General features: G+C 47.6%; 11 protein-coding genes. 8 read left to right on the forward strand and 3 right to left on the reverse strand.

Translation table 11 applies throughout. The annotated features are described in order from the left end of the window. Positions 1 to 114: 114 nt before the first annotated feature. From NLX74_RS24920 to NLX74_RS24930, 3 genes are all read left to right on the forward strand, one after another. On the forward strand, positions 115 to 11,328 hold the full coding sequence (locus NLX74_RS24920; RefSeq protein WP_254330876.1) for a non-ribosomal peptide synthetase: 11,214 nt from the start codon (positions 115 to 117) through the stop codon (positions 11,326 to 11,328). A gap of 264 nt (positions 11,329 to 11,592) precedes the next feature. Beyond that, positions 11,593 to 13,494 carry a serine hydrolase domain-containing protein gene (locus tag NLX74_RS24925; protein WP_254330877.1) on the forward strand — a complete coding sequence of 634 codons (1,902 nt, stop codon included), beginning with the start codon at positions 11,593 to 11,595 and terminating at the stop codon, positions 13,492 to 13,494. Positions 13,495 to 13,591: 97 nt separating this feature from the next. Continuing rightward, positions 13,592 to 16,627, forward strand: coding sequence for an endonuclease (locus NLX74_RS24930; protein WP_254330878.1), 3,036 nt, complete (start codon positions 13,592 to 13,594; stop codon positions 16,625 to 16,627). A gap of 241 nt (positions 16,628 to 16,868) precedes the next feature. Here the strand turns inward: NLX74_RS24930 and NLX74_RS24935 are convergent, their stop codons facing one another. After that, positions 16,869 to 17,216: a hypothetical protein gene (locus NLX74_RS24935; RefSeq protein WP_025721144.1), complete on the reverse strand. Its 348-nt coding sequence runs from the start codon at positions 17,214 to 17,216 to the stop codon at positions 16,869 to 16,871. 366 nt (positions 17,217 to 17,582) lie between these two features. Here NLX74_RS24935 and greA point away from each other — a divergent pair, with 366 nt between their 5' ends. Then, the gene (gene greA / locus NLX74_RS24940) at positions 17,583 to 18,062 is read left to right on the forward strand and encodes a transcription elongation factor GreA (protein ID WP_013310174.1); all 480 of its coding nucleotides are present in this window, start codon (positions 17,583 to 17,585) and stop codon (positions 18,060 to 18,062) included. A gap of 132 nt (positions 18,063 to 18,194) precedes the next feature. Here greA and NLX74_RS24945 read toward each other — a convergent pair whose 3' ends face one another. Both NLX74_RS24945 and NLX74_RS24950 read right to left on the reverse strand, forming a co-directional pair. Then, entirely contained in the window at positions 18,195 to 18,734 is a 540-nt protein-coding gene (locus NLX74_RS24945; RefSeq protein WP_039274627.1) for a transcription repressor NadR, read from the reverse strand. Then, positions 18,731 to 19,885: an IscS subfamily cysteine desulfurase gene (locus NLX74_RS24950; protein ID WP_235306317.1), complete on the reverse strand. Its 1,155-nt coding sequence runs from the start codon at positions 19,883 to 19,885 to the stop codon at positions 18,731 to 18,733. The genes NLX74_RS24945 and NLX74_RS24950 overlap by 4 nt, the downstream gene beginning before the upstream one ends. 166 nt (positions 19,886 to 20,051) lie before the next feature. On the opposite strand from NLX74_RS24950, the gene nadA reads away from it, so the two are divergent. The 4 genes from nadA to NLX74_RS24970 all read left to right on the forward strand — a co-directional run bounded on the left by nadA (position 20,052) and on the right by NLX74_RS24970 (position 23,508). Next, positions 20,052 to 21,158 carry a quinolinate synthase NadA gene (gene nadA, locus NLX74_RS24955; RefSeq protein WP_235306316.1) on the forward strand — a complete coding sequence of 369 codons (1,107 nt, stop codon included), beginning with the start codon at positions 20,052 to 20,054 and terminating at the stop codon, positions 21,156 to 21,158. 249 nt (positions 21,159 to 21,407) lie between these two features. Next, positions 21,408 to 21,737: a hypothetical protein gene (locus NLX74_RS24960; RefSeq protein WP_254330879.1), complete on the forward strand. Its 330-nt coding sequence runs from the start codon at positions 21,408 to 21,410 to the stop codon at positions 21,735 to 21,737. Further along, on the forward strand, positions 21,703 to 22,536 hold the full coding sequence (yidC, locus tag NLX74_RS24965; protein WP_254330880.1) for a membrane protein insertase YidC: 834 nt from the start codon (positions 21,703 to 21,705) through the stop codon (positions 22,534 to 22,536). The genes NLX74_RS24960 and yidC overlap by 35 nt, the downstream gene beginning before the upstream one ends. A 297-nt stretch (positions 22,537 to 22,833) precedes the next feature. Continuing rightward, positions 22,834 to 23,508 carry a phosphatase PAP2 family protein gene (locus NLX74_RS24970; RefSeq protein ID WP_061830136.1) on the forward strand — a complete coding sequence of 225 codons (675 nt, stop codon included), beginning with the start codon at positions 22,834 to 22,836 and terminating at the stop codon, positions 23,506 to 23,508. Positions 23,509 to 23,628 lie beyond the last annotated feature (120 nt).

Genomic DNA, 23,628 nt, shown 5'->3' on the forward strand with positions numbered 1-23,628 from the left:
CTTGTCCGACTGCCCTTGCCTGCAAAGTATTCTTTTTCTGACACAACGCTCATGTATGTAACAACGCACCATCCAACCGGGGGGAACAGGCCCCGAGAAGCAGGAGGGATGTCATTGAAAGCCTTATTTGAGAAGGAAAAGAATTACTGGAGTCATAAACTGGAATCTGAGGATCATATCATCTGCCTACCATACACCAACCATGTGTCCAGAAATACAACTGTAACGAGTTTAAATTCCCATACGTACACGCTCACATTTCCAACTGAAATTTCCCAAAGAATATCATCTATAACAGGTGGCGCTCCATGGGCCGTGTTTATGGTCCTGCTTGCTGGAGTAGAGAGCTTATTGCATAAATACACAGCTGAGGAATGTGTGCTGCTGGGCATTCCGGTAGCCAAGTCTAGCAACGGTGCTACAAAGCCGATCAACCATCTGCTTTTATTGAAAAATACGCTGGATTCCAGCACAACCTTCAAAGCCTTGCTGTCTCAAATCAAAACCTCTGTCGGCGAAGCTATTGAACATCAAAACATTCCTTTTTGGAACTATTCTGAATTACTTGACATTCAACGTAATGAGGATGGAAAGCCTCTTATTCACACCACAGTATCCTTGCAAAACATTCATATTTCTGATTTTTTGAATCACGTACAATCTGAACTAGATTTCCAGTTTCAATGGGAATATGAAGCGGTCTCCCTAAACGTAAAGTATAGTAGCGACCGTTATAGCGAGACGACGATTGAGCACTTTGTTGAGCAGCTTCTGCGGCTGTACACTATTGTTTTGCAGCAGCCAGAGTTGGCGATTTCCACAACACAAGTGCTGTCAGAGCAAGAAGTAGAGCAGCTGGTCCATACCTTCAACGATACAAATGTGGATTATCCACGTCATGCGTCTATTCATGAATTGTTCGAGAAACAGGCGAAGCAGGCACCACAGCAGGTGGCGGTAGTGTGTGGGCAAGATAGCCTAACCTATGCAGAATTGAATGAAAAGGCCAACCGACTGGCTCATTCTTTACGTAAGCAGGGAATCCGCACCGAGCAGACGGTCGGCATTGTAGCTGAACGCTCGATTGAGATGATTGTCGGTATGCTCGGAATTCTCAAAGCAGGTGGAGCATATGTACCCATTGATTCTGATTACCCGGATGAGCGTGTACGCTATTTGCTGAAGGATTCCGGTGCGGACATACTGCTCGTGCAGCGAATGGAACATCGGCCCACTGATTTTAAGGGAATGGTGCTTGACCTTAGCGATGCTGCAATTTATGGAACGGATGATGCTGATCGTTATGATCCCATTTTGCCGAATGATCACGGAACGAATACTGATCCGGGATACGTGGACTGCCTAGATCCGTTCTACTCCATTTCCGCCAGTCCCGAACTTGCTTCTACGACAACCATACAACCAGAAAACATGCAACCCAAAGCTACGCAATCAGAACAAGCAAAACAAATACAGCACGCTTATGCAGCTGAAGAACAACCGAAAGCGAGCGCAGCTGGTCGCTTGGCCTATATTATGTACACCTCAGGGACTACAGGCCAGCCCAAAGGGGTTATGGTGGAGCACCGTAATGTCGTGCGTTTGGTGACAAACACAAATTATGCACGCTTGAATGCCGACACGCGCATTTTGCAGACCGGGTCTGTTGTCTTTGACGCGTCCACCTTCGAAATTTGGGGTGCGTTATTGAACGGTGGACAGCTGGTGCTGGTGAGTCAGGATGTTATTTTGGACGCGCCCAAGCTCAAGGAAGTTGTCCGCAATCACGGCATTACCACGATGTGGCTGACCGCACCACTCTTTAATCAGCTATCCCAGCAGGACTTGGAACTATTTGAGGGGATGCGGGAGCTATTGGTTGGTGGTGATGTGCTGTCCGTACCGCATATTAACCGGGTATTGGAGGCCCATCCGAATCTACATATCATTAACGGCTACGGTCCGACGGAAAATACGACCTTTTCCACCACACTTGCCATTACCGGCGTTCAATCGGCATCTGTGCCCATTGGTAGCCCGATCCACAACTCGACGGCATATGTCGTGGACGGTTCGATGCAGCTCCAGCCTGTTGGAGCGTGGGGAGAACTGATCGTCGGCGGTGACGGGGTGGCTCGCGGATACCGCAACCGCCCAGAACTGACGACCGAAAAGTTCATTGACAGTCCGTTCCGTGGCGGCGAACGCTGCTATCGAACAGGGGACCTGGTGCGTTGGAATGCGGACGGGACGCTGGAATATAAGGGACGAATCGACGCGCAGGTGAAAATTCGAGGCTACCGGATTGAGCTGGGCGAGGTAGAAGCACAGCTGTTGAAGCTGGAGGCAGTCCGAGAAGCTGTTGTAATTGCACATGAAGATGAGCAGGGGCAAAAGCTGCTCTGCGCATATGTGGTCACCCATGCGGAAGTAGCGACAAGTGAGCTGCGTAGTGCTTTGAGCCAGGAGCTACCGGGCTACATGGTACCGTCGTATTTTGTGCAGCTGGAGCAATTGCCACTGACGCCCAATGGCAAGGTGGATCGCCGAGCGTTGCCACAACCAGAGGGAGGTGTAAGCTCAGGCGCAGAATATGTACCTCCTCAAAATCAATTACAAGCACAACTGGCTAGCATCTGGAAAGATGTGCTGGAGCTTGAGCGCGTTGGGATTAAGGATAACTTTTTTGAGGCAGGAGGACATTCCCTGCGGGCGACACATGTCATATCACTCATCTATAAGGAATTGCATAAAAATGTGCAGCTAAAGGATCTGTTCCAGCATCCGACAATTGAACAGCTGGCGCAGGTTATTCAAGCACTGGAGCCAACCACCTATGAATCCATCCCTGTTACGGAGAATAAGCCATTTTATGCGGTTTCTTCAGCTCAGAAACGGATGTATATCCTCAATCAGCTTGATGGAGCGGGAATTAGCTATAACATACCTGGTGCCCTGACTCTGACCGGTTCACTTGATCACAAGGCACTGGATAACGCGTTCCGTCAGCTTATTGACCGCCATGAAACATTGCGCACAAGTTTTGAGACCATGAACGGTGAACCTGTCCAGCGAGTACATGACGAGGTTCCTTTTTGCGTGGAATTGACCTATGCTCACGGAGCTGCCCCAAAGGAAACGGATGAGCTGGTACGTAACTTTGTCCAACCATTCGATCTGGGGCAGGCCCCGTTATTCCGAGTTGGTTTGATTGAAACAGACCCAGAGCATCATATTTTGCTCATGGACATGCATCATATCATTTCGGACGGCACCTCTATAAATGTACTAATTCAGGACTTTATTCATTTATATGCAGGCGACACGCTGCCATCGCTACGCATTCAGTATAAAGACTACGCCGCTTGGCAACAGAAGCAGCAGCAAAGTGAACGCTACCGGGAACAGGAAAACTACTGGCTCAATACCTTCGCAGGAGAGCTACCTGTGCTTGATCTACCGACTGATTATCCACGCCCAGCGGTGAGAAGCTTTGAAGGAGATGTGCTGGAATTTACGCTTGACCAACGACAAAGCGAAGGCTTAAAAAGCATTGCGGTGCAGACGGAATCGACATTATATATGGTGCTGTTGGCTGCCTATTCGGCTTTGCTTAGCCACTATAGCGGGCAAGAGGATATTATTGTCGGTTCGCCAATTGCAGGGCGGCCCCATGCGGATCTTGGCAGTCTGATCGGGATGTTCGTGAATACACTGGCAATCCGTAATTATCCAGAAGGCGGGAAAACGTTCCGCGATTATGTGTTGGAGGTCAAGGAAAACGCGTTAAAGGCTTTTGAACATCAGGATTATCCGTTTGAAGAGCTGGTGGAGAAGCTGGGCGTAGATCGAGATTTAAGCCGTAATCCGTTATTTGATACCATGTTTGCACTACAAAACATAGAGCAAAAAGAGCAGCAGCTGGCTGGGCTGCAATTGGCATCTTATCCAAGTGAGCAAACGACGGCCAAATTTGATTTGAGTCTGTTCGCAGTGGAGGATGGAGAACAAATTTCCTGTGCTCTTCAATACGGAACTCGGCTGTACAAACGGGAAACCATTGAACGACTGACTGAACATTTGCAGCAGCTTATCAATGCGGTTATAAAACAGCCGGATATCGCTCTTTCGGCTATAGAAATGGTTTCGGCCCAAGAAAAAGAGCTGCTTGTGCAGAGATTCAATGATACGGTAGCAGACTATCCGTATCCACGAGATCAAGCACTGCATGTGCTGTTCGAGGAACAGGTAGCGCAATCACCAGATCGGCTGGCCATCACCTTTGCGGACATGCAGCTTACCTACCGCGAGCTGAATGAACGTGCCGACCGTCTGGCACGCATACTCGCTTCCCATGGGATACAGCGCGGGTCCGAGCCAGAGACACAGCGAGTAGGGATTATGGCTGGACGCTCCATTGAAATGGTCGTCGGTATGCTGGCGATTTTGAAGGTCGGAGGGGCTTACGTTCCCATTGATCCTGATTATCCTGAAGAGCGTATCCGTTATTTACTGGAGGATTCCAGTGCGGGGCTGTTACTGTTACAGCGACGTGAGCAGATGCCTTTTGAACCCGGCATTCCGGTCATCGATTTGAGTGATGTACAGCGATGCAATAGCAAATCTGAATGTGACGCTCAGACGGATGGAACAATTGCGATTACAACAGGGGGATCTTCTTCCGATCTTGCGTATGTGATCTACACCTCTGGTACGACAGGCAAGCCGAAGGGCGTGATGATTGAGCACCGTAATGTCGTGCGCCTAGTGAAAAACAAAAGCTATGCCATGCTTAATGAAAATACACGTATGCTGCAATTGGGCGCAGTTGTGTTCGATGCCTCCACATTTGAAATCTGGGGAACGCTGCTGAACGGGGGACAACTGTATGTGGTAAGCCATGACACTATTCTGGATGCCTCCAAGCTCAAACAAGCAATTGACAAGTATCGTGTTAACACGATGTTCATGACTACGGCTTTATTCAATCAGTATTCGCAGCAAGAAATCGGAGTGTTTGCGTCCTTGAAGGAGTTGCTCGTGGGTGGTGATGTGTTGTCTGTGCCACACGTCAATCGTGTGTTGAAGGAGTACCCGCAGCTTCGCCTGGCCAATATTTATGGTCCGACGGAGAACACCACCTTTTCCACCATCTATGACATTACAGAACCGCAAACCCAGGCTATTCCCATTGGACGTCCAATTGATCACTCGACCGCTTATGTGGTCAATCGTTCGTTGAAGCTGCAACCTATCGGGGCCTGGGGAGAGCTGATCGTCGGTGGCGACGGTGTTGGGCGAGGATATCTGAATCGGCCCGAGCTTACGGCGGAAAAATTTATTGAAAGTCCATTCCGGTCTGGAGAATATTGCTATCGTACAGGAGACTTAGTGCGTTGGCGTGCTGATGGTGTACTGGAGTACAAGGGAAGAATGGATGAACAGGTCAAAATTCGCGGCTACCGCATTGAACTGGGTGAAATTGAAACCCGATTGTCCACGATTCCAGGTGTGAAGGAATCGGTTGTTACCGTGCGGCAGGATGATCACGGACAAAAACAGCTGTGTGCCTATTTTGCAACAGACAGTGAATTGAGCGCCAGCGACTTACGTAACATTTTGTCGCAGGATCTGCCTGGCTATATGGTGCCGTCCTACTTTGTGCAGCTCTCCAGACTACCTTTGACGCTGAATGGCAAAGTAGACCGCAGGGCACTGCCCGCACCTGAGCACAATTTCGATACAGGTATGGATTATGTGGCACCCGAGACGGATGTCCAACAGGCACTGGCTACGGCTTGGGGAGCCATTCTTGGTATCCCGAAAGTCGGAATACAGGATAACTTTTTCCATTTGGGTGGTGACTCCATCAAGGCCATCCAAGTATCGTCCCGCTTGTTTCAGGCTGGATACAAGCTGGAAATGAAGGACTTGTTCAAATACCCGACAATTGCGGGACTAAGCACATATATTCAGCCTGTTAACCGAATAGCCGAGCAGGGCGAGGTTACAGGAAATGTAGTGCTTACACCGATTCAGCGCTGGTTTTTTGAACAGCCAACGGAAGAACCACACTATTTTAACCAATCTGTCATGCTCTATCGTCAGGAAGGCTATGACGAACAGGCACTACGGCGGGCGCTCCATCAGATTACTTCGCACCATGATGCATTGCGTATGGTTTTTAGTTTGTCGGAGAACGGATGTACAGCATGGAACCGCAGTGTAGAGGAAGGCGAACCGTACCATCTGGAATGCTTTGACTATAATGACAGCGATGTAAACAAGCAAGATTTGGCGAAGATAATTGAAGCGAAATGTAATGAAATTCAATCTGGTATTTCCCTAAGCGAAGGTCCGCTGATGAGACTGGGGCTGTTCCGTTGCCCGGATGGAGATCATTTGCTGATCGTGATTCATCATTTGGCGGTGGATGGGGTATCCTGGCGCATTTTATTCGAGGATTTGGCGACTGCTTATGATCAAGCCTCCAAGGGTGAACAGGTGATTCAGCTGCCTCATAAAACAGATTCGTTCCAAACATGGGCCGAGCAGCTGCACGCTTATGCCAACAGTCCAGCTATGGAACATGAGCGAGCGTATTGGGGGAAACTTGCACAAGCGGAACTGGCTTCTTTGCCGCAGGATTATGGGCATAACGAGCACGAAAAGCCATTGATTGGCGATAGTGAGTCGGTTACTGCTTTGTGGACACATGCAGAGACAGAGCAGCTGCTCAAGCAGGCCAATCGTGCCTACCGTACAGAAATTAATGACCTGTTGTTGACGGCGGTAGGAATGGCATTGCAAGCATGGAGTGGAAATGATCGTTTCCTGATAAATCTAGAGGGACATGGACGTGAAGCCATTTTACCAGAGGTGGACATTACTCGAACGATAGGGTGGTTTACAAGTCAATATCCTGTTTTGCTCGATATGCCGGAAGAACTGGCACTTTCGCAACGGATTAAGCGTGTGAAGGAAGGACTGCGCGGCATTCCGCAAAAAGGGATTGGCTACGGTGTACTGAAATATTTATCCGACCGTCAGACACAGGCACCGGAGGCATCTCCAGCCATATTTACGGCAGATCCCGAAATCAGCTTTAACTATTTGGGACAGTTCGATCAGGATATGAAAGGGAACGACTTGCAATCATCCTCATATGAGGGTGGGATGCCGCTGAGCCCGACCATGGCTCGAACGTATACGCTGGATTTTGGCGGCATTATTTCGGGAGGCCAACTGGGTCTGACGATTAGCTATAGTCGTACCAGCTATAGACCGGAGACCATCGAGCGATTGGCGAAATTCCTGGAATCGAGCCTGCGTGAAATTTTGGCGCATTGCATCCATAAAGAACACCCGGAGCTTACCCCAAGTGATATTTCTTACAAAGGAATGAGTGTGGAGGGCTTGGACAGCCTCTTATCTGAAATGGGTGCTGCGGGTGAGATCGACAATGTATATGCACTGACCCCCATGCAGAAAGGGATGCTGTTTCACAGCCAGCTAGATCGTCAAGCAGCTGCGAATGACGCATATTTTGAGCAGGTTTCTTATGATATGCGAGGTCAGATGGACATTCGGGCTTTTGCAGAAAGCCTGAATATTCTGGTTCGGCGACATGAGGCGCTGCGTACACATTTTTATTTTGGCAGAGATACGGAACCGTTGCAGGTGGTGTATCGAAATCGGGATTGCGGCTTTCAATATGAAGATTTACACCATCTGGATGAGGATGAAATAGATACCTGGGTGAAAAATTTCAATCTACAAGATAAAGCACGGGGCTTTGATCTGCGTCGGGATGTCCTGCTGCGTGTAGCGATTTTACGTACTGGAGAAGACAGCTATCATTTTGTATGGAGCTTCCATCATATCGTCATGGACGGCTGGTGCTTGTCCCTTATAAATAAAGAAGTGTTTGAAAGCTATGCAGCACTTCAGGAGGGCAGAGTACCAGAGCTGGCACCGGCAGTGCCGTACAGCCGCTTTATTGAATGGCTGGAAGCACAGGATGCCAAGGCGGCAACCGACTACTGGAGCAGCTATTTATCCGGATATGAGCAGCAAACAGCATTACCAGCTGTAAAATCCGGTCGCAAGAGTGGAGGCAACACGGCTAGTGATTGGGTGACGGTTTTGGAACGTGAGTTGACCCTCCGGGTGGAGGAGACTGCTAAGCGATATCAGGTGACCATGAATACGTTATTACAAACCGTCTGGGGGATTGTGCTGCAAAAATATAACAACCACAGTGATGTCGTATTTGGTAGTGTCGTCTCAGGCCGTCCATCGGATATTATCGGGGTAGAGGATATTATCGGCTTGTTCATTAATACCATTCCAGTTCGCATTCTTAGTGAGGCAGGGGAATCTTTTGCAGAAGTTATGAAGAAAACACAGGACCAGGCGCTGGCTTCTCATGCGTATGATACGTATCCACTGTTTGAGATTCAGGCATTGACCGACCAGAAACAGGATTTAATTAACCATATTATGGTGTTTGAAAATTATCCGGTAGATGAGCAGGTCGAAGAACTGGGAAGTGACGGGCAGGATACATTCCCGATTTCCAACGTGGTGGCTGCAGAGCAGACTAACTATGATCTGAGCTTAGTCGTTATGCCGGGAGAATGCATCAAGATTCGTTTTATGTATAATGCGTTAAGTTATGATCAAACAGGCATTAAGCGTCTGCATGGGCATTTTGTGAATCTGTTGGAGCAAGTCTTGCTTAACCCGAATGTTTGCGTAGAAGAGCTGGAACTGGTTACAGCGGCGGAAAAACAACAAATTACAGGAGAGTTTAATGACACTGCCTCTGCATATCCAAGCAATCACACGATCCAAAAATTGTTTGAGGAGCAGGCAGAGCGCACGCCGGATCATATTGCTGTAGCTTTGGGTCATCAATCATTGACCTATCGAGAACTCAATGAGACAGCCAACCGTTTAGCGCATACGCTACGTGATGCAGGGGTGAAATCCGATGAACCTGTTGGCATTTTGACGGAGCGCTCACTGGATATGATTACGGGAACACTCGCTATTTTGAAGGCTGGAGGCGCGTATGTGCCGGTAGACCCTCAATATCCGGAGGACCGTATCCGTTATATGCTGGAGGACTCGGGAGCTAAGCTGCTGCTGGCTCAACAGGATTTATTGGATCGTTGCTATTTCGGCGGACAGATTGTCAATCTGAATGAGGATACGTCCTACAGTGCAGATGCTTCCAATCTGGGTATAGATGGAGCGGGTAATCATGCTGCTTATGTTATTTATACCTCAGGTTCAACAGGTAAGCCTAAGGGTGTCGTAGTTGAGCATCAAAGTGTCGTGCGCCTTGTCCGCAATACGGATTATGTGCCATTTGATGAATCGACTCGAATGCTGCAGACTTGCGCGTTTGTATTTGATGTATCTACGTTTGAAATTTGGGGTGCGCTACTGAATGGTGGTCAGCTTGTTCTTGTGCATAAGGATGATCTATTGGACGCGGCCAAGCTTAAAGAGACGATACGGGATCATCACGTCACCATGATGTGGCTGACCACACCGTTATTTAATCAGCTTTCACAGCAGGATAGTAAACTTTTCGGCGATGTGAAGTATTTGTTGGTTGGTGGTGATGTTTTGTCTGCACCCCATATTAACCGGGTCCTGCGCGATAATCCGGACATGAACATCATTAACGGCTATGGGCCAACGGAAAACACAACCTTTTCGACGACGTATCACATTACGGAAGAACAGCTGGATTCTGTGCCGATCGGACGGCCCATCTGCAATTCGACGGCGTATGTTGTAGATTCGTCATTTAACCTGCAACCGGTCAGAGCTTGGGGTGAGCTGGTCGTCGGCGGAGACGGAGTTGCACGTGGTTATCTAAATCGTCCTGAGCTGACGGCTGAGAGATTTCTTGCTAACCCGTGGAGGGACGGAGATCGCCTGTACTGCACGGGAGACCTTGTTCGCTGGCGTGAAGACGGCATACTGGAATACGCTGGACGGATTGATCAACAGGTTAAAATTCGCGGTTACCGGATTGAGCTGGGTGAGGTGGAGGCGCGGCTGGCAAGTGTACCGTCCGTGCGGGATAGCGTGGTTATTGCTTTGCGGGATGGAGCAGGTCAGCAGCAATTATGTGCTTACTTTACTGCTGATAAACAGCTGACCATCCGTGAGATTCGAGCTGCGATGTCGGCCAGTCTGCCGAGCTATATGATTCCATCCGCATTTGTACAGCTGGATCGGTTTCCGCTGACGACAAACGGCAAAATCGACCGCAAAGCTTTACCTGTGCCGGACAAAGGGCTGCACACGGGTATAGAATATGTCGCACCGCGAACCGATGTGGAGCAGTTGCTGGCATCCATTTGGCAGGAAGTGCTTGAAATTCCACAAGTGGGTATCCATGATGACTTTTTCACGTTGGGTGGACATTCCTTGAAAGTACTGGAGCTTATACGCAAAGTTCACCTTGCCACAGACATTGAGCTTCCCATCCGTAGTGTAATGGACTTCCCGACTATAGAAGAGCAGGCGCTCACATTATTGAAAGCCGATCTGGAATACAAGGCCGATAGTCCAATCATTCGGTTGAATGAACACGGTCCGATCTCCATCTTCTGCTTTCCTCCTATGCTTGGATACGGGCTGTCGTTCGCGGAGCTGGCGAAACAACTGGATCAGGACGCAGTCGTGTATGGATTGGAGTTCGTGGATGATGCTGCGGATGAGCAGGCCATGCTGGCACGTTACGTTGATTTGATCGTCAGCACGCAAGCGCAAGGTCCGTATGTGCTGCTTGGTTATTCCATAGGTGGTAATCTGGCGCATAAGGTTGCTGACACACTGGAACGTCAAGGCCATGCTGTATCCGATATTTTTATGCTCGATTCGGTCAAAAGGGCGGAAGCCCTGCCCTTCACAGCTGAAGAAACAGAGCATGAAATTCATGACATGCTGGAACAGGTTCCCGACTCCTACCGTGAGCTGTTGAATGAAACGTACCAACGTAAAATGATCGCTTACGCGGTGTATGGCAACCAGCTTGTGAATACAGAGAGCGTTCAGGCGAATATTCACGGCTATGTCGCCGTTGGATCGGAAACGGTGAGGGGTACAGGAGATAATCGACTTTTATGGAAAGACGCTACACAAGGTAGCTATGAAGAGCATAGCTTGATTGGTAATCATTATGAACTACTGGAACCCGGATTTATCGAGGAAAATGTAAAAAGTATCCGTACCACAATACAAAAGATAACTCGGAACACGGACAAAGACATGACACAAGATTTGGCACATCATAAATCTTGAACATCTATGGTCGATGATGTAACGAACGGAATCACTAATTTTTAATCTGTAACACATGAATCCTGATCGACAGGTAAGAAGCCTTCTGCTTACACGATTCGATCAGGATTCGCTTTATCATGTGCACTCCCGCGATGGGAAGTGCGATGATTCCATAGCGCCATGCTGAGGGCTTCCAAACGGAGTATAAATATCTGCTCGCTATGCAATCACCGCACGGTTCAAATCATTAAATCAACTTCATACGTAAGGATGGTACTTCATATGAAGAATAAAGGCATTTGCTACCTATCCGCATTTTTAGCAGCATTGTTTCTCTGGAACCTGCTCATTGCTTCGGCATGGGCAACAGACAGCATAACACCTGATTCATTGGAAAAAACAGTGGACGATATCATGAATAAAGAATTGGAAAAATTGCATATTCCGGGGGCTGCGGTCGTCGTGACCCAAGAAAACCAAATCCTTTTTAGTAAAGGCTATGGATATGCAGATCTGGAGCGGAAAGTGGCATTCGATCCAGCGAAGACCATTGTTCGTGTCGGCTCTCTAACCAAATCATTTAGTGCAAGCGCCACGATGCAGCTGGTTGAGCAAAACAAGCTTGATTTGAATGAAGACGTGAACAGCTATCTCCACAGCTATAAAACTACGCAATACCAAAATCATCCTTTCAATTTGCATCAGCTTTTGACACATACCTCAGGATTGGATGAAGCGCTGTACGACATTAACAGCTCAACTCGGGCAGGCGTTTTGCCCACAGAGCAGTATCTCAGCACGTATTTTCAAAATCAGCCTCCCATCCGCAAACCTGGAATTCAGTATGATTACAGCAATGTCGCCTACGGTCTGATCGGTAATATCGTGGAGCAAGTAAGCGGTCAGAGACTGAATGATTACCTCCGTACACATCTGTTCCAGCCGATGAATATGCCCAGCGCGACGCTGGAATTGCCGTTAAATCATCCGGCACTGGCCCAATCGTATCAGTGGAAGGATGGAGCGTATTTGAAACAGCCTTTGTCATATATCAATCTGCCGGGAGCAGGAGCGTTGAACGTCACACCCAACGAGTTTTCCCATTATCTGATCACTCATTTAAACCAGGGCAAGTATGAGGGCAAAGTGGTGCTCCAGCCACATACGGTAAAAGTGATGCATGCGCAGCAATTTGCAGTCGATACACGCCTGGATGGCGTAGGCTACGGATTTTTCCGTGGTCATTTGGAGACGGGAGTACCTATGCTGTGGGCTACCGGGGAAATTGATGATTTTATTTCCGAAATGGTACTGATTCCGTCGCAAAAGATCGGTATTTTTGTGATCATTAATTCAGCTGACACGGACACCCTGCTTCATGGAAAAGTCATCCATGCGATAGCCCAAATGCTGCCCTCAGAGCCGCAGGCCGTTTCGCAGTCACTAGCTCGTTCTTCCACCCAAGTGAAGCTTTCGCCAGAGATTGAGGGCGTATATCAGGTGGATTCTAATCCTGTTCATGGGTGGGGAAAATGGATTCGGATACTGGGAAACATTACATACACCGTGCGAATTCAAGATGATCATACGTTAATTGTTAAAGGAAAATACCCAAATGAGAATGAAGCAACAGACAAAGTTTTTCAAGCAGCAGGCGATGGATTGTTTGTGGAAAAGGGGGGCCAGCTTAAAATTTTGCTGTATCAGGAAAACGGTACGTGGATGATGGTTGCCCCGGATAGTAAGACCATGAAGCAGACGACACTTTGGCAGCGTACCTGGACTCTGCTTGTCAGCTACGCTGCCGCCTCCTTATTTTTCATCACGACCTTGCTGATTTGGATCGTAAGATATGTGATCAGAGATATCCGTAAAACGAATAATCACATTTCGTCCAACCTTGCATTCATTGCGTCACTAAATACGATTTTTCTCGGGGTGCAGGTCATCTATGGTAACAATCAGATCGTGTATGGCTATTCCGCGTGGTATATCTGGGGAATTTGCACGCTGCCACTCATTTCAGCACTCATTGCCGTGTGGGTATTAATCGTGAATGGCGCAAAGCTGATTACAGGGGAAAGAAGAACCCGGGCTGCCGGGAAAATCCTATTTGCGGTACTCACATTGCTGCATACGGTGTATCTTTTTTATTGGAATTTCCTTCCTATTCATTATTCCTAAAGATTTACAAAACAATGCATATTCGAATATAAATGAATGCTAAAATTTGTCTGATGCCCCCCAGAGGGGTTTTAAACCAACAAACAGGAGGAAAATAATGGGAATCTTTCGTCGTTTTACATCCCGTAGCTTCAAATACGCAACTGCTATGGTTTTCACTTTATCGTTGTACGCTGGTGTTGCGGGCAGCATGCAACCGGCACGGGCAGAAGGTCCGGCGGACCCAGCCCCCTTCATTGCAGCGAAAGTGGTCAATGAGAACGCTGGTAAAAAAGTGCTGTTTGATAATACACATGGACAGACAGCTGGCGCAGCAGATTGGGTGATGGATGGTGGATTTTCAGACTTCGGCCAAGCCCTCGCGAGTAATGGCTATGATGTACACGAGCTTCGCCAATCCACGCCTATTACTTACAATGATCTAAAGAATTATGATGTATTTGTTACGGCAGAGCCGAATATTCCTTTTAAACAGAGCGAACAGGCTGCAATGGAGCAGTATGTAAAAGCAGGCAATAGTATTTTTTTCATTGGAGATCATTATAACGCGGACCGCAACAAGAATCGCTGGGACGGATCGGAGAGCATTAATGGCTATCGTCGTGGTGCATGGGAAGACCCTGCGAAGGGTATGAGTGCGGAAGAAAAAAGCTCGGCAGCAATGCAGGGCGTAGTCAGCTCAGATTGGCTGGGCAGCCAGTTTGGTGTGCGTTTTCGCTACAATGCATTAGGCGATATCACGGCCAATCAGATTGTTGAGCCAGCGCAGGCGTTTAACATTACAGCTGGAGTGAGCAATGTCGCAATGCATGCAGGATCAACACTCGCAATTATCGACCCAGCGAAAGCCAAGGGAATCGTATATCTTCCTAAAACCAGTCAGGCTTGGGGCAATGCGGTAGATCAGGGCGTTTATAACGGAGGCGGCATTCCGGAAGGACCTTATGCAGCTGTATCGAAAGTAGGGCTAGGCAAAGCTGCTTTCATTGGGGACTCGTCTCCTGTCGAAGATGCAACGCCAAAATATTTGCGCGAAGAGACAGGAACCAAGAAGACAACGTATGACGGCTTTAAGGAGCAGGATGACGCTGTGTTACTGGTTAATATCGTAGACTGGTTGTCCAAGAAGGAGGAGTATACCAGCCTGACGGAAGTGAAAAGCTTACAGCTGGACGAGCCGACGGCATTACTGCCTTTTGAAGAGCCACAGACTTCCACGGAACCACAAGCCGAGCCTTGGTCCGCTCCCGCAGCCGGCTACAAATGGTGGGATCAGCGAACATTCAAAGCAGGGTCCTATGGCGGATCTACAGCCAGTGCGCAGCCTGTGTACAGCATCGTTCGTCAGGAGCAGCTGCCCAATGCAGAGCCTTTTCAAATTCGAGTTACTGCCGACCAACTGGCTCCTAACAGCACGATTAGCGGATTCAGCACAGGTATTTATGTTGCAGGCGGCAATCAAGTAGCCCAAATTCAAAATCCGGATGGAAGCTGGCCAACCTCTTACGGCTATAGCGGAACATTTAGCCTGGAGTCCAACGGCAAAGGCCATGCCTATAAGGACTTGACGGTGCGAATCAAGCCGGGAACCAGTGGTTCAGCTAATCTTAGACTGAGGCAAAACGGCAGCAATCTGCTGACCCAATCCGTCGTGCTGGCTGATGTCCCGGCCCAGCCGTTGCCTGAGGAAGGCAATACGGTTCCAGCTCGTATCAGTGTCGCAGAAGCACGGAATCTCCCGGCTGGCAAAGTCGTGACCTTAGAGGGGGTTGTGACGACAGAACCAGGTGCATTCGGTGGTCAAGCCTTTTACATGCAGGATGAAAGTGGCGGTATTTATGTATATCAGAACCAAAGCGGCTTTCACCAAGGGGATCGAGTAAAGCTTACAGCAAGCTTGGCACTGTATAATAGTGAGCTAGAGTTAACCGATCCAGTGGCAATTGAAAAAACGGGAGAAGGACAACTTCCGGAAGCTGTACAAGTCACCGAACTCAGTGATGCGAACCAAGGACAGTTGGTTGAGCTTCCTACGGCAATGATTCGTAATGTGATAGACGCCACTCCCGTAGGTTCGTTTGAATTTGATGCAGTATCTGGTGAAGTAAGTCACCATGTGCGCGTCGATGCACGTACAGGCTTAACTTGGACATCTTTTCCATATCAAGAAGGACAGCAAGTGAAGCTGAAGGGAATTTCGGCGATTTTCAAAGGGAATTATCAGTTAAAACCGCGTGGACTGGATGATTTTTCAGCTCAGGCAGGCGCAGCTTTGCAGGAAGTAGAGCTTTCACTGGATCAAACGACCCTCAACATTGGGGATACGGCAGCGACACATCTCAAGGGTACGCTGACAGATGGCAGCGAAGCTGAATTAAGCCGCGCTTCTGTTCAGTATATCAGCAGTCATGAAACCGTTTCGCTGGATACGTATGGAGAACTTAAGGCCCTAAAAGAGGGGAGCGCGGAGATTACAGCCAGCGTCACCTTGGACGGTAAAACGGTCGTATCCAATCCTGTAACCGTTAGAGTCGATAAGACTGCTGTAGGTGAAGTGCCGGGTAAGCCTGTGCTGTCGCATGATAACGGGCAGGACACCGGGCTGAAGGATGGCAACTACAACATCACCATGAATCTGTGGTGGGGTACGAATGGTGATGAACTCAAGTTGTATGAAAACGACAAGCTGATTGGCACCCAATCGTTGCAAGCCGCTTCCCCTGGAGCACAGCATGCAGTCATTCCTGTTACAGGCAAGACCAATGGTACCTACACGTATACTGCAGAACTGATCAACGCTTCTGGTAAAACGACCAGCGATTCGTTAACTGTCGAAGTGACCGATGCTTCCCCTGGCATTCCAGTGCTGTCTCATGACAATTGGGACGGTGACGGCACCTACACCCTTACAATGAACATGTGGTGGGGCACGAATGCGACAAAATACAACTTATATGAAAATGGAGAACTGATCGATGCCCAGGATCTTCCAAGCCAGAACCCGCAGGCCCAAAGCGCAGTCACCAACATCCAAAATCAAAAGTCGGGTACATATGAGTATCGGGCCGAGTTAGTTAATGCTTCAGGAGAAGTTTCTAGTCAAACGATAAGTGTAGAAGTAAAGGGGCATTAAGTAGAAATGATGGGCCGTTAAAAAGTAAGAGCATCTATTGACCTCGTGAGAGTCTATAGATGCTTTTTTATTTTTTTCGAAGCGGTAATTATCATTTTAGGATTGGGTTGGCGAAGCGGAAAGTCCCTCTATATCTGAGGAGCCATAGAAGAACATGGCAACTAGAATCACAATAATGACAACCTCTGCAAAATATTCTCCATCAAACTCACTCACCGCATAAGTCTCCTTTCGCCACTTGTTAATTATTTATTTTCTGTGAAAAGGCTTGTATCACCTGGTCCAGTGTCATATTCCCGTTATCATTTAAAAATTTCACCATATTATCGACATTGGATGGAGTGGATGCTAGTGTTTTGTATTTTCCTGTGAGCCCTAAAAACAATGTTGCTTGTCTGTATAAAGTCACGGAATCGACGTTTAGTTTTCCTGTTAGTAGGAGGGCTGCCACGAGGACCTCCACATTTTTTCCTTGAAGCGCAGAAAAGATAGCCGAATTACTGTTTAATCCATTTTTCTTTTGGCCGTTGAGGGGGGATTTGGATTTACGATTCCCGTTCCCATTACCATTCTTTCCTAAGGAAGCCATTGAATCTTCCTCCCGCCATATACTGCTCCTGCCTGGTTTTCACAAAATTCGAGACAAGGACAGCGGCACTCCATGTGCTCATCAATATACGTTATGATCATACGATATGCGAATAAGAGAGCATTGGTTACTATAAGAATCACCCTGGCTGAAGGTAGTTGGCTACTGTTATCCAGTAATTTATTTCGCATGTTGGTCCGATTTAGAGTAAACTACAATAAAGCAAGCCAAATGAGCATTTGCATAAATCCCAGGAGCGTTTTCAATCAGCAATGTTTAGACTGAAACGGTTTAGTTCGTTTATTGTATTTTTGAGCGTTGAATTGGAATTAAGCAAAATGCTGAAATAGGAGTTGTAGATAAAATATGTCGAATGAAGAAGTATTGTTAACTAAAGAGGGATTGGCCAAGCTGGAGGATGAGCTTAAGGAACTGAAGACCGTAAAACGCAAGGAGCTAGCCGAACGCCTTAAGTTGGCTATCAGCTACGGCGATTTGAAAGAAAATAGTGAGTATCACTCAGCCAAGGACGACCAAGCGTTTATGGAAACCCGCATTCTCATATTGGAGAAGATGCTGACCAAAGCCCGGGTCGTGGATGAGAGTAATTTAGACCTTAGAACCGTTAGTATCGGATCGACTGTCATTCTGAATGACATCGAATTTTCAGAGAAGATGGAATACAAAATTGTAAGTCCTGCTGAGGCGGATGTTCTTGATAACAAAATTTCCTATGAAAGTCCTTTAGGCAAGGCACTTTTGGGAAAAGAAGTGGGCAGTATCATTCATGTGGATGCACCCATGGCTGTAATTAAATATGAGCTGCTTGAAATTAAGCTCACATAGTTCATTCCCGATTCCCTTATATGAGGGGGCCGGGATTTTTTATTTCTCGCTACCTACAATACCGTCCATGTGGAGCACAGTTGCACTCCACATACTGGACAGGATTTTCTTTACTCCGCTAAGCGCACTAAGTTAGTCCGTCATTAGGAAGCCCGCTTGCTCCAATGCAGCGCAGGCATCATTAATTTTATCTTCGTCCGAGGCATTCAAGGTATGCAGGTGGATGCCTCCCGTCAGCTGGGACAAATAAGTGGCCTGGGTGGAGCTGATTTTACGGATAAAATCGTCCACTTCCTTGCGAGTGCCAACCCGTATCGGAGCAGTCAGATCCCCATATACTGGATGCTCAACAATAACATCCTGCACACTTACACCGTAGTCCACAATCAGCTTTAGTTCCTCTTCTGTCTGTTCAGGTCGATGTTTACACACAATAATACGTGAGGCTAAGGGAGTTGCCTGACTCGCAGGCTCCATATAAATGTATCCTTGACTTGTTGCAAGGATAGGCTCTTGGCTTGCTTTTAACAGGGAAATATCCTGGACAATTACTTGTCGGGAGACGGAGGATCTGCGCGCCAGTTCGCTCCCGGTCAGTGGTGATTCGCTCTTGAGCCACAATAGTAGCTGTTCGCGGCGATCCGTACCTGACCGTTTTAAAGATTCAGTCAACGGGATAAGCTCCTTTCTTTTCGATGCGTCAGGTCTGTCAAAATATCTACCAATACATTCAATTCCTCGATGGTGGTCGTTCTTCCGAAAGAAACACGGATAAATTGTAACGCTTCACGGCCGGATGCTCCAAGCGCCTGTAAGGCAGGCGAAGGATCGTGGTGTCCGGCAGCACATGCGCTTCCAGTTGATATACAGACACCTTTGCGATTACATTCCAGCATAACATATTGTCCCTCGTAACCGTGAAAAAAACATCCTACGATATGATGAAGCACTGCTTTATTCTCGCTTTCCTGTACGGCCCAACGTAACGGAATGGATCTTTCCTGAATTTTCGTAAAAAAGTGTCTTCTCAGGGTAGTATATCGCTCCTGATGCGACTCCATCTGTTCGGTCATCATTTCTGCCGCCGCGACAAAGGCTGCAATCCCGGGAACATTAACCGTTCCAGGACGAAATCCGTTTTCATGTAGTGTATCAGGGTACACGGGACGCCACGGGGTTCCGGGTTTGAGATATGCAGCACCGACACCTTTGGGGCCATACACTTTATGGCTTGATACAGTGAGTGCATCTACTCCCATGGATTCTACATCTACGCGAATATTCCCAAATGTCTGTACCGCATCACTGTGCAGCAAAATACCCCGTTCGCGTAGCAGGGGAGATAAGGCAGCAAGGTCCTGAACCAGTCCCGTTTCCGAATTAGCGTGTTGTACGGAGACAAGTCCGGTGTCTTCTCTCAGGTGAGGTAAAAGAGTTTCGCGGGTCACTCGTCCTTCCCGATCCGGTTGCACAATGGTCAGTTCATAGCCCTGACGTTCCAGCAAAGTAGCAAGGTTGTACATCGAGTGGTGTTCCAAAGCGCTCATGATCCAATGCTTTTTATGCTGCGGCAACCCGTTCAGGATCGATTGCACAACCAACATATTGGATTCTGTTCCCCCTGTTGTAAAATAGATGCCTTCCTTTTGCCCGCCAATCATATTTGCTATTCGTTGCCTGCTGTAATCTAGCGTATAGGCTGCTTGACCGCCCGCATCATGGAGACTGCTGGCATTTCCGAACATTTCCTTATTTAATACGTTATACATATTTAAAGCTTCGCCACACATAGGTGTGGAAGCGGCATAGTCCAGATAAATCACACCAAATCCTCCCTGCTTAAAAATAATTCCATTCAAAAACTCTTGAGATTATTGTAGGCATGTGTAAATATAAGTGTCAAGACACTTGTAAACATGTATGTACACAGAGCGGTTATCTGTTCGTGAGAGCGGGAACGATCAGCCGCATCGATATGGAGGGATTTTAATGTCTATGCTTGACGTTTTACAAGGAAATCGAGGGCTTATTCCAGAGCATTATAAGACACTGACGGTTGCTTACATGGAGCAGCGAGTGGCCGAGCTGAAACAAAAATGGGGACCGAAGCTGCTCATACCGGGCCATCACTATCAGAAGGACGAGGTTATTCAGTTTGCTGATATAACAGGAGATTCTCTACAGCTTGCTCAATTGGCTGCACAAAATCAGGAAGCGGAGTTTATTGTATTTTGTGGGGTACATTTTATGGCGGAGACAGCGGATATGCTGACTACTGATCGACAGACTGTTGTCCTGCCGGATATGCGTGCAGGCTGCTCGATGGCAGATATGGCGAATGTGGAGCAGACAGAACGAGCATGGAAGCATTTACAGGAGTTGGTAGGAGATACGATCATTCCGTTAACGTATGTAAATTCCACAGCAGAGATCAAAGCCTTTGTAGGACGGCATGGCGGGGCTACCGTGACTTCTTCGAATGCTAAGCAAGTGCTGGAGTGGGCGCTGAAGCAAAAGGAACGTATTTTGTTTCTGCCGGATCAGCATTTAGGTCGCAATACAGCTTACGATCTTGGAATTCCGCTAAATGAAATGGCCGTGTGGAATCCAATGACCGATCAGCTTGAGACTGAACAGGACCCGGCAACTGTAAAAATTATTTTATGGAAAGGACATTGCTCTGTTCATGAAAAGTTTACAGTAGATCACATTCGCAATGTCCGCGAGCGTGATAAGAACATCCGGGTCATCGTTCACCCCGAATGCTCTTATGAGGTCGTACAGCTCGCAGATTGCGCGGGCTCCACAAAATTCATCATCGATACCATTCGCGCGGCAGAGCCGGGAACTCAATGGGCTGTTGGTACAGAAATGAATCTCGTGCAACGAATCAAGCAGCAGTACCCTGAACAGCAGATTGAATCGCTCAATCCCGATATGTGTCCCTGTCTGACCATGAACCGGATCGATCTTCCCCATTTGCTGTGGGCAATGGAGCAGTTTGATCGGGGTGAGCCTGTGGGTGTGATTCGTGTGGATGCTCAGATCAGACAGGATGCTGTACTAGCATTGAATCGTATGCTTGCTATCCGTTAACCTTTTGCTGTTCCAGCGAGAATGCTGCTTGAAATCTTTGGCCTTATTTTAAAGAAGCAGGGAGCTTGACGCCAAGCAGACGGTTTCCGCTTTGAATAAATATCATTCCACCGGATTTGAGCGTTGGACCGAAGGAGCGTGAGCCTGTAAAACTTAAATTCAGTTGCTTGTGTCGAACCTGTATCTCTAATTAAAGATTAGTCGCTTGTCCAGTTTTCGTGCTATAATTGTGGCAACAAACCGAAGGAGGTGAATCCCTTGTTTGAGCTTCAGGACCTACTCCCTTATTTATTTACAATCGGCTTACTGTGCACAGTGACTTATACGTATCTCGCTCATTTGCACGGCAATGTACCCGAATGCTGGGTCGAAGGCGGGCCCGTAAGGTCTCATGCTTCTCCACAGATGCCGATGTCTGCCCGTGGACAGGACATGCCTGTCCGGCTGGCCCGACATATCCGGCGTAAGGAAGCACCGGATGAAGATGCAACCGATTGTTCTCCCTCGTTGAACGATGGCACAGCCAATCAACGAGGAGGAACATATGAAACGATTCAAGGGATTCACCTTTTGGGGTAAAAAAGAACGGATATTTGGATTAATGGTAGCGTTGGCGGTGGTCATGCTGCTGTCTGGTTGTGGTGCGAATGCTGCGGAGATAAATGCACAGACACCCGGATTTTTTAATCATTACGTGGTGTTCCCGCTTTCTTGGCTTATTCAGCAATTGGCGCAATGGTTTGGTGGAAGCTTTGGGCTGGCGATTATGACTTTGACATTCATTGTTCGGCTGGCATTACTTCCTCTTATGATGCGTCAAACACGTGCCCAGCAGGGGATGAAGCGCAAGATGAGCGCCATGCAGCCCGATTTGGACCGAATTAAGAAGAAGTATGAAAACAAAAAAGATGCCGCCAGCCAGCAGAGTATGCAGCAGGAAATGATGTCGCTTTACAAAGAGCATCAATTCAATCCGCTTAATATCGGTTGTCTGCCTATTCTCATTCAGCTCCCGATCTTGAGTGGTATGTACACTGCAATCCGCTTAACCCCGGAGTTGGCGTCTCACTCCTTCCTATGGTTCCGGCTCGGAGAGCCGGACTGGATTTTGGCAATCGTCGTCGCAGTTGTATACTTGGCACAGGCCAAGCTTTCTCAGTTTCAGATGACGCCTGAACAGCGCAAGCAATTTGCGATCATGGGTTATCTTTCACCGATTATGATGGCGGTCTTTTCCTTTAATGCCCCTGCTGCTATGCCATTATATTGGACGGTAAGCGGCACCTTCTTGCTGCTTCAGTCGCTGTGGTTCCGCAGACGCTATCCAATAGAGGAAGCAGAGAGTAAGGTTAAACTTGGAGAAGTCACACCAACCTAATTAGAAGATGATGTTTATTTAACTTGGGAAGTGCGCTTGTAGTTGTCAAGTGTAATCATAGGATGTCATTCGAGCCGTTTATAAGGCTTGAATGGCGTCCTTTTTTGATGCTGCTTTTTTCGCTACACTCCGCTTGCGATTTTGTAGTCAATATGAAATCCTTATATTATAAAGTGATACGCACCTAATTCTTTTAATGAAATGATAAGAGAAAAGTGGGCAAAGTAAGACCTATATGTAAGCTAATGCTGAACTTTGTTTTATCACGCAATGAATATTATGGAGGAACTATAGAAAATGAAGCAAACATCAACAAAGCTGCCCATTTCCTTGGCTCTGCTCACATGTATAGTATGTGCATTCGGTTTTGGCTTGGTCGCATTATGGGTGAGTGACCATCAAGTTCGGCATTTTGACCAGGAAATTATTTCGGCTATTGGACAACTAGAGTCGCCCGCCATGACCCGTCTAATGAAATTTTTTACCATGATCGGCAGTGGGATTCCAGTTGTGATCATCATTTTAATTGCCATGTTCGTGCTCTATAGAGTATTGGGACATCGCAGAGAACTGCTTTTTTTGGCGGCTGGTGTATTGGGATCGGTAATGCTGAATACGATACTAAAATTGCTTTTTCAGCGTGCGAGACCGGAGATTAACCGTATTATTGAAGAGAATGGATACAGCTTTCCAAGCGGACATTCCATGACAGCTTTTAGCATGTATGCGGCGCTGACATTTTTAGTGTGGAAGCATGTTCCTTCTAGGCTGGGGCGTATCCTTCTTATTGTACTCAGCAGCCTGCTGATTGTAGCAATCGGGACGAGCCGCATTTATTTGGGCGTACATTATCCGAGCGACGTTGTGGGTGGCTATTTTATGAGTGGCTGCTGGATGGCGGCTTGTATTTGGTTTTATCAGCGGTACGAAGAACGACGAATGCTGCCACTTCGCTCCAAATCGACAGCATAACGGGTAGCATAAATAATAAAGCTTATAAAAAAGCAGACGCTTTATGAACTGCACCCCATTTGTTAGACACGACTAACAATGGAGGTGCAGTTTTTTGCCTAAATTCAGTTTAGATGAGAA

This window comes from Paenibacillus sp. MZ03-122A (assembly GCF_024213325.1).
In the GTDB taxonomy this organism is placed as follows: domain Bacteria; phylum Bacillota; class Bacilli; order Paenibacillales; family Paenibacillaceae; genus Paenibacillus; species Paenibacillus polymyxa_B.

Bases quoted from the DNA above. Each gene is read 5' to 3' on its own strand.
- yidC (WP_254330880.1), top strand. From the start codon at position 21,703: ATGAAACGATTCAAGGGATTCACCTTTTGGGGTAAAAAAGAACGGATA.
- NLX74_RS24925 (WP_254330877.1), top strand. From the start codon at position 11,593: ATGAAGAATAAAGGCATTTGCTACCTATCCGCATTTTTAGCAGCATTG.
- NLX74_RS24935 (WP_025721144.1), bottom strand. From the start codon at position 17,216: ATGGCTTCCTTAGGAAAGAATGGTAATGGGAACGGGAATCGTAAATCC.
- greA (WP_013310174.1), top strand. From the start codon at position 17,583: ATGTCGAATGAAGAAGTATTGTTAACTAAAGAGGGATTGGCCAAGCTG.
- nadA (WP_235306316.1), top strand. From the start codon at position 20,052: ATGTCTATGCTTGACGTTTTACAAGGAAATCGAGGGCTTATTCCAGAG.
- NLX74_RS24970 (WP_061830136.1), top strand. From the start codon at position 22,834: ATGAAGCAAACATCAACAAAGCTGCCCATTTCCTTGGCTCTGCTCACA.
- NLX74_RS24930 (WP_254330878.1), top strand. From the start codon at position 13,592: ATGGGAATCTTTCGTCGTTTTACATCCCGTAGCTTCAAATACGCAACT.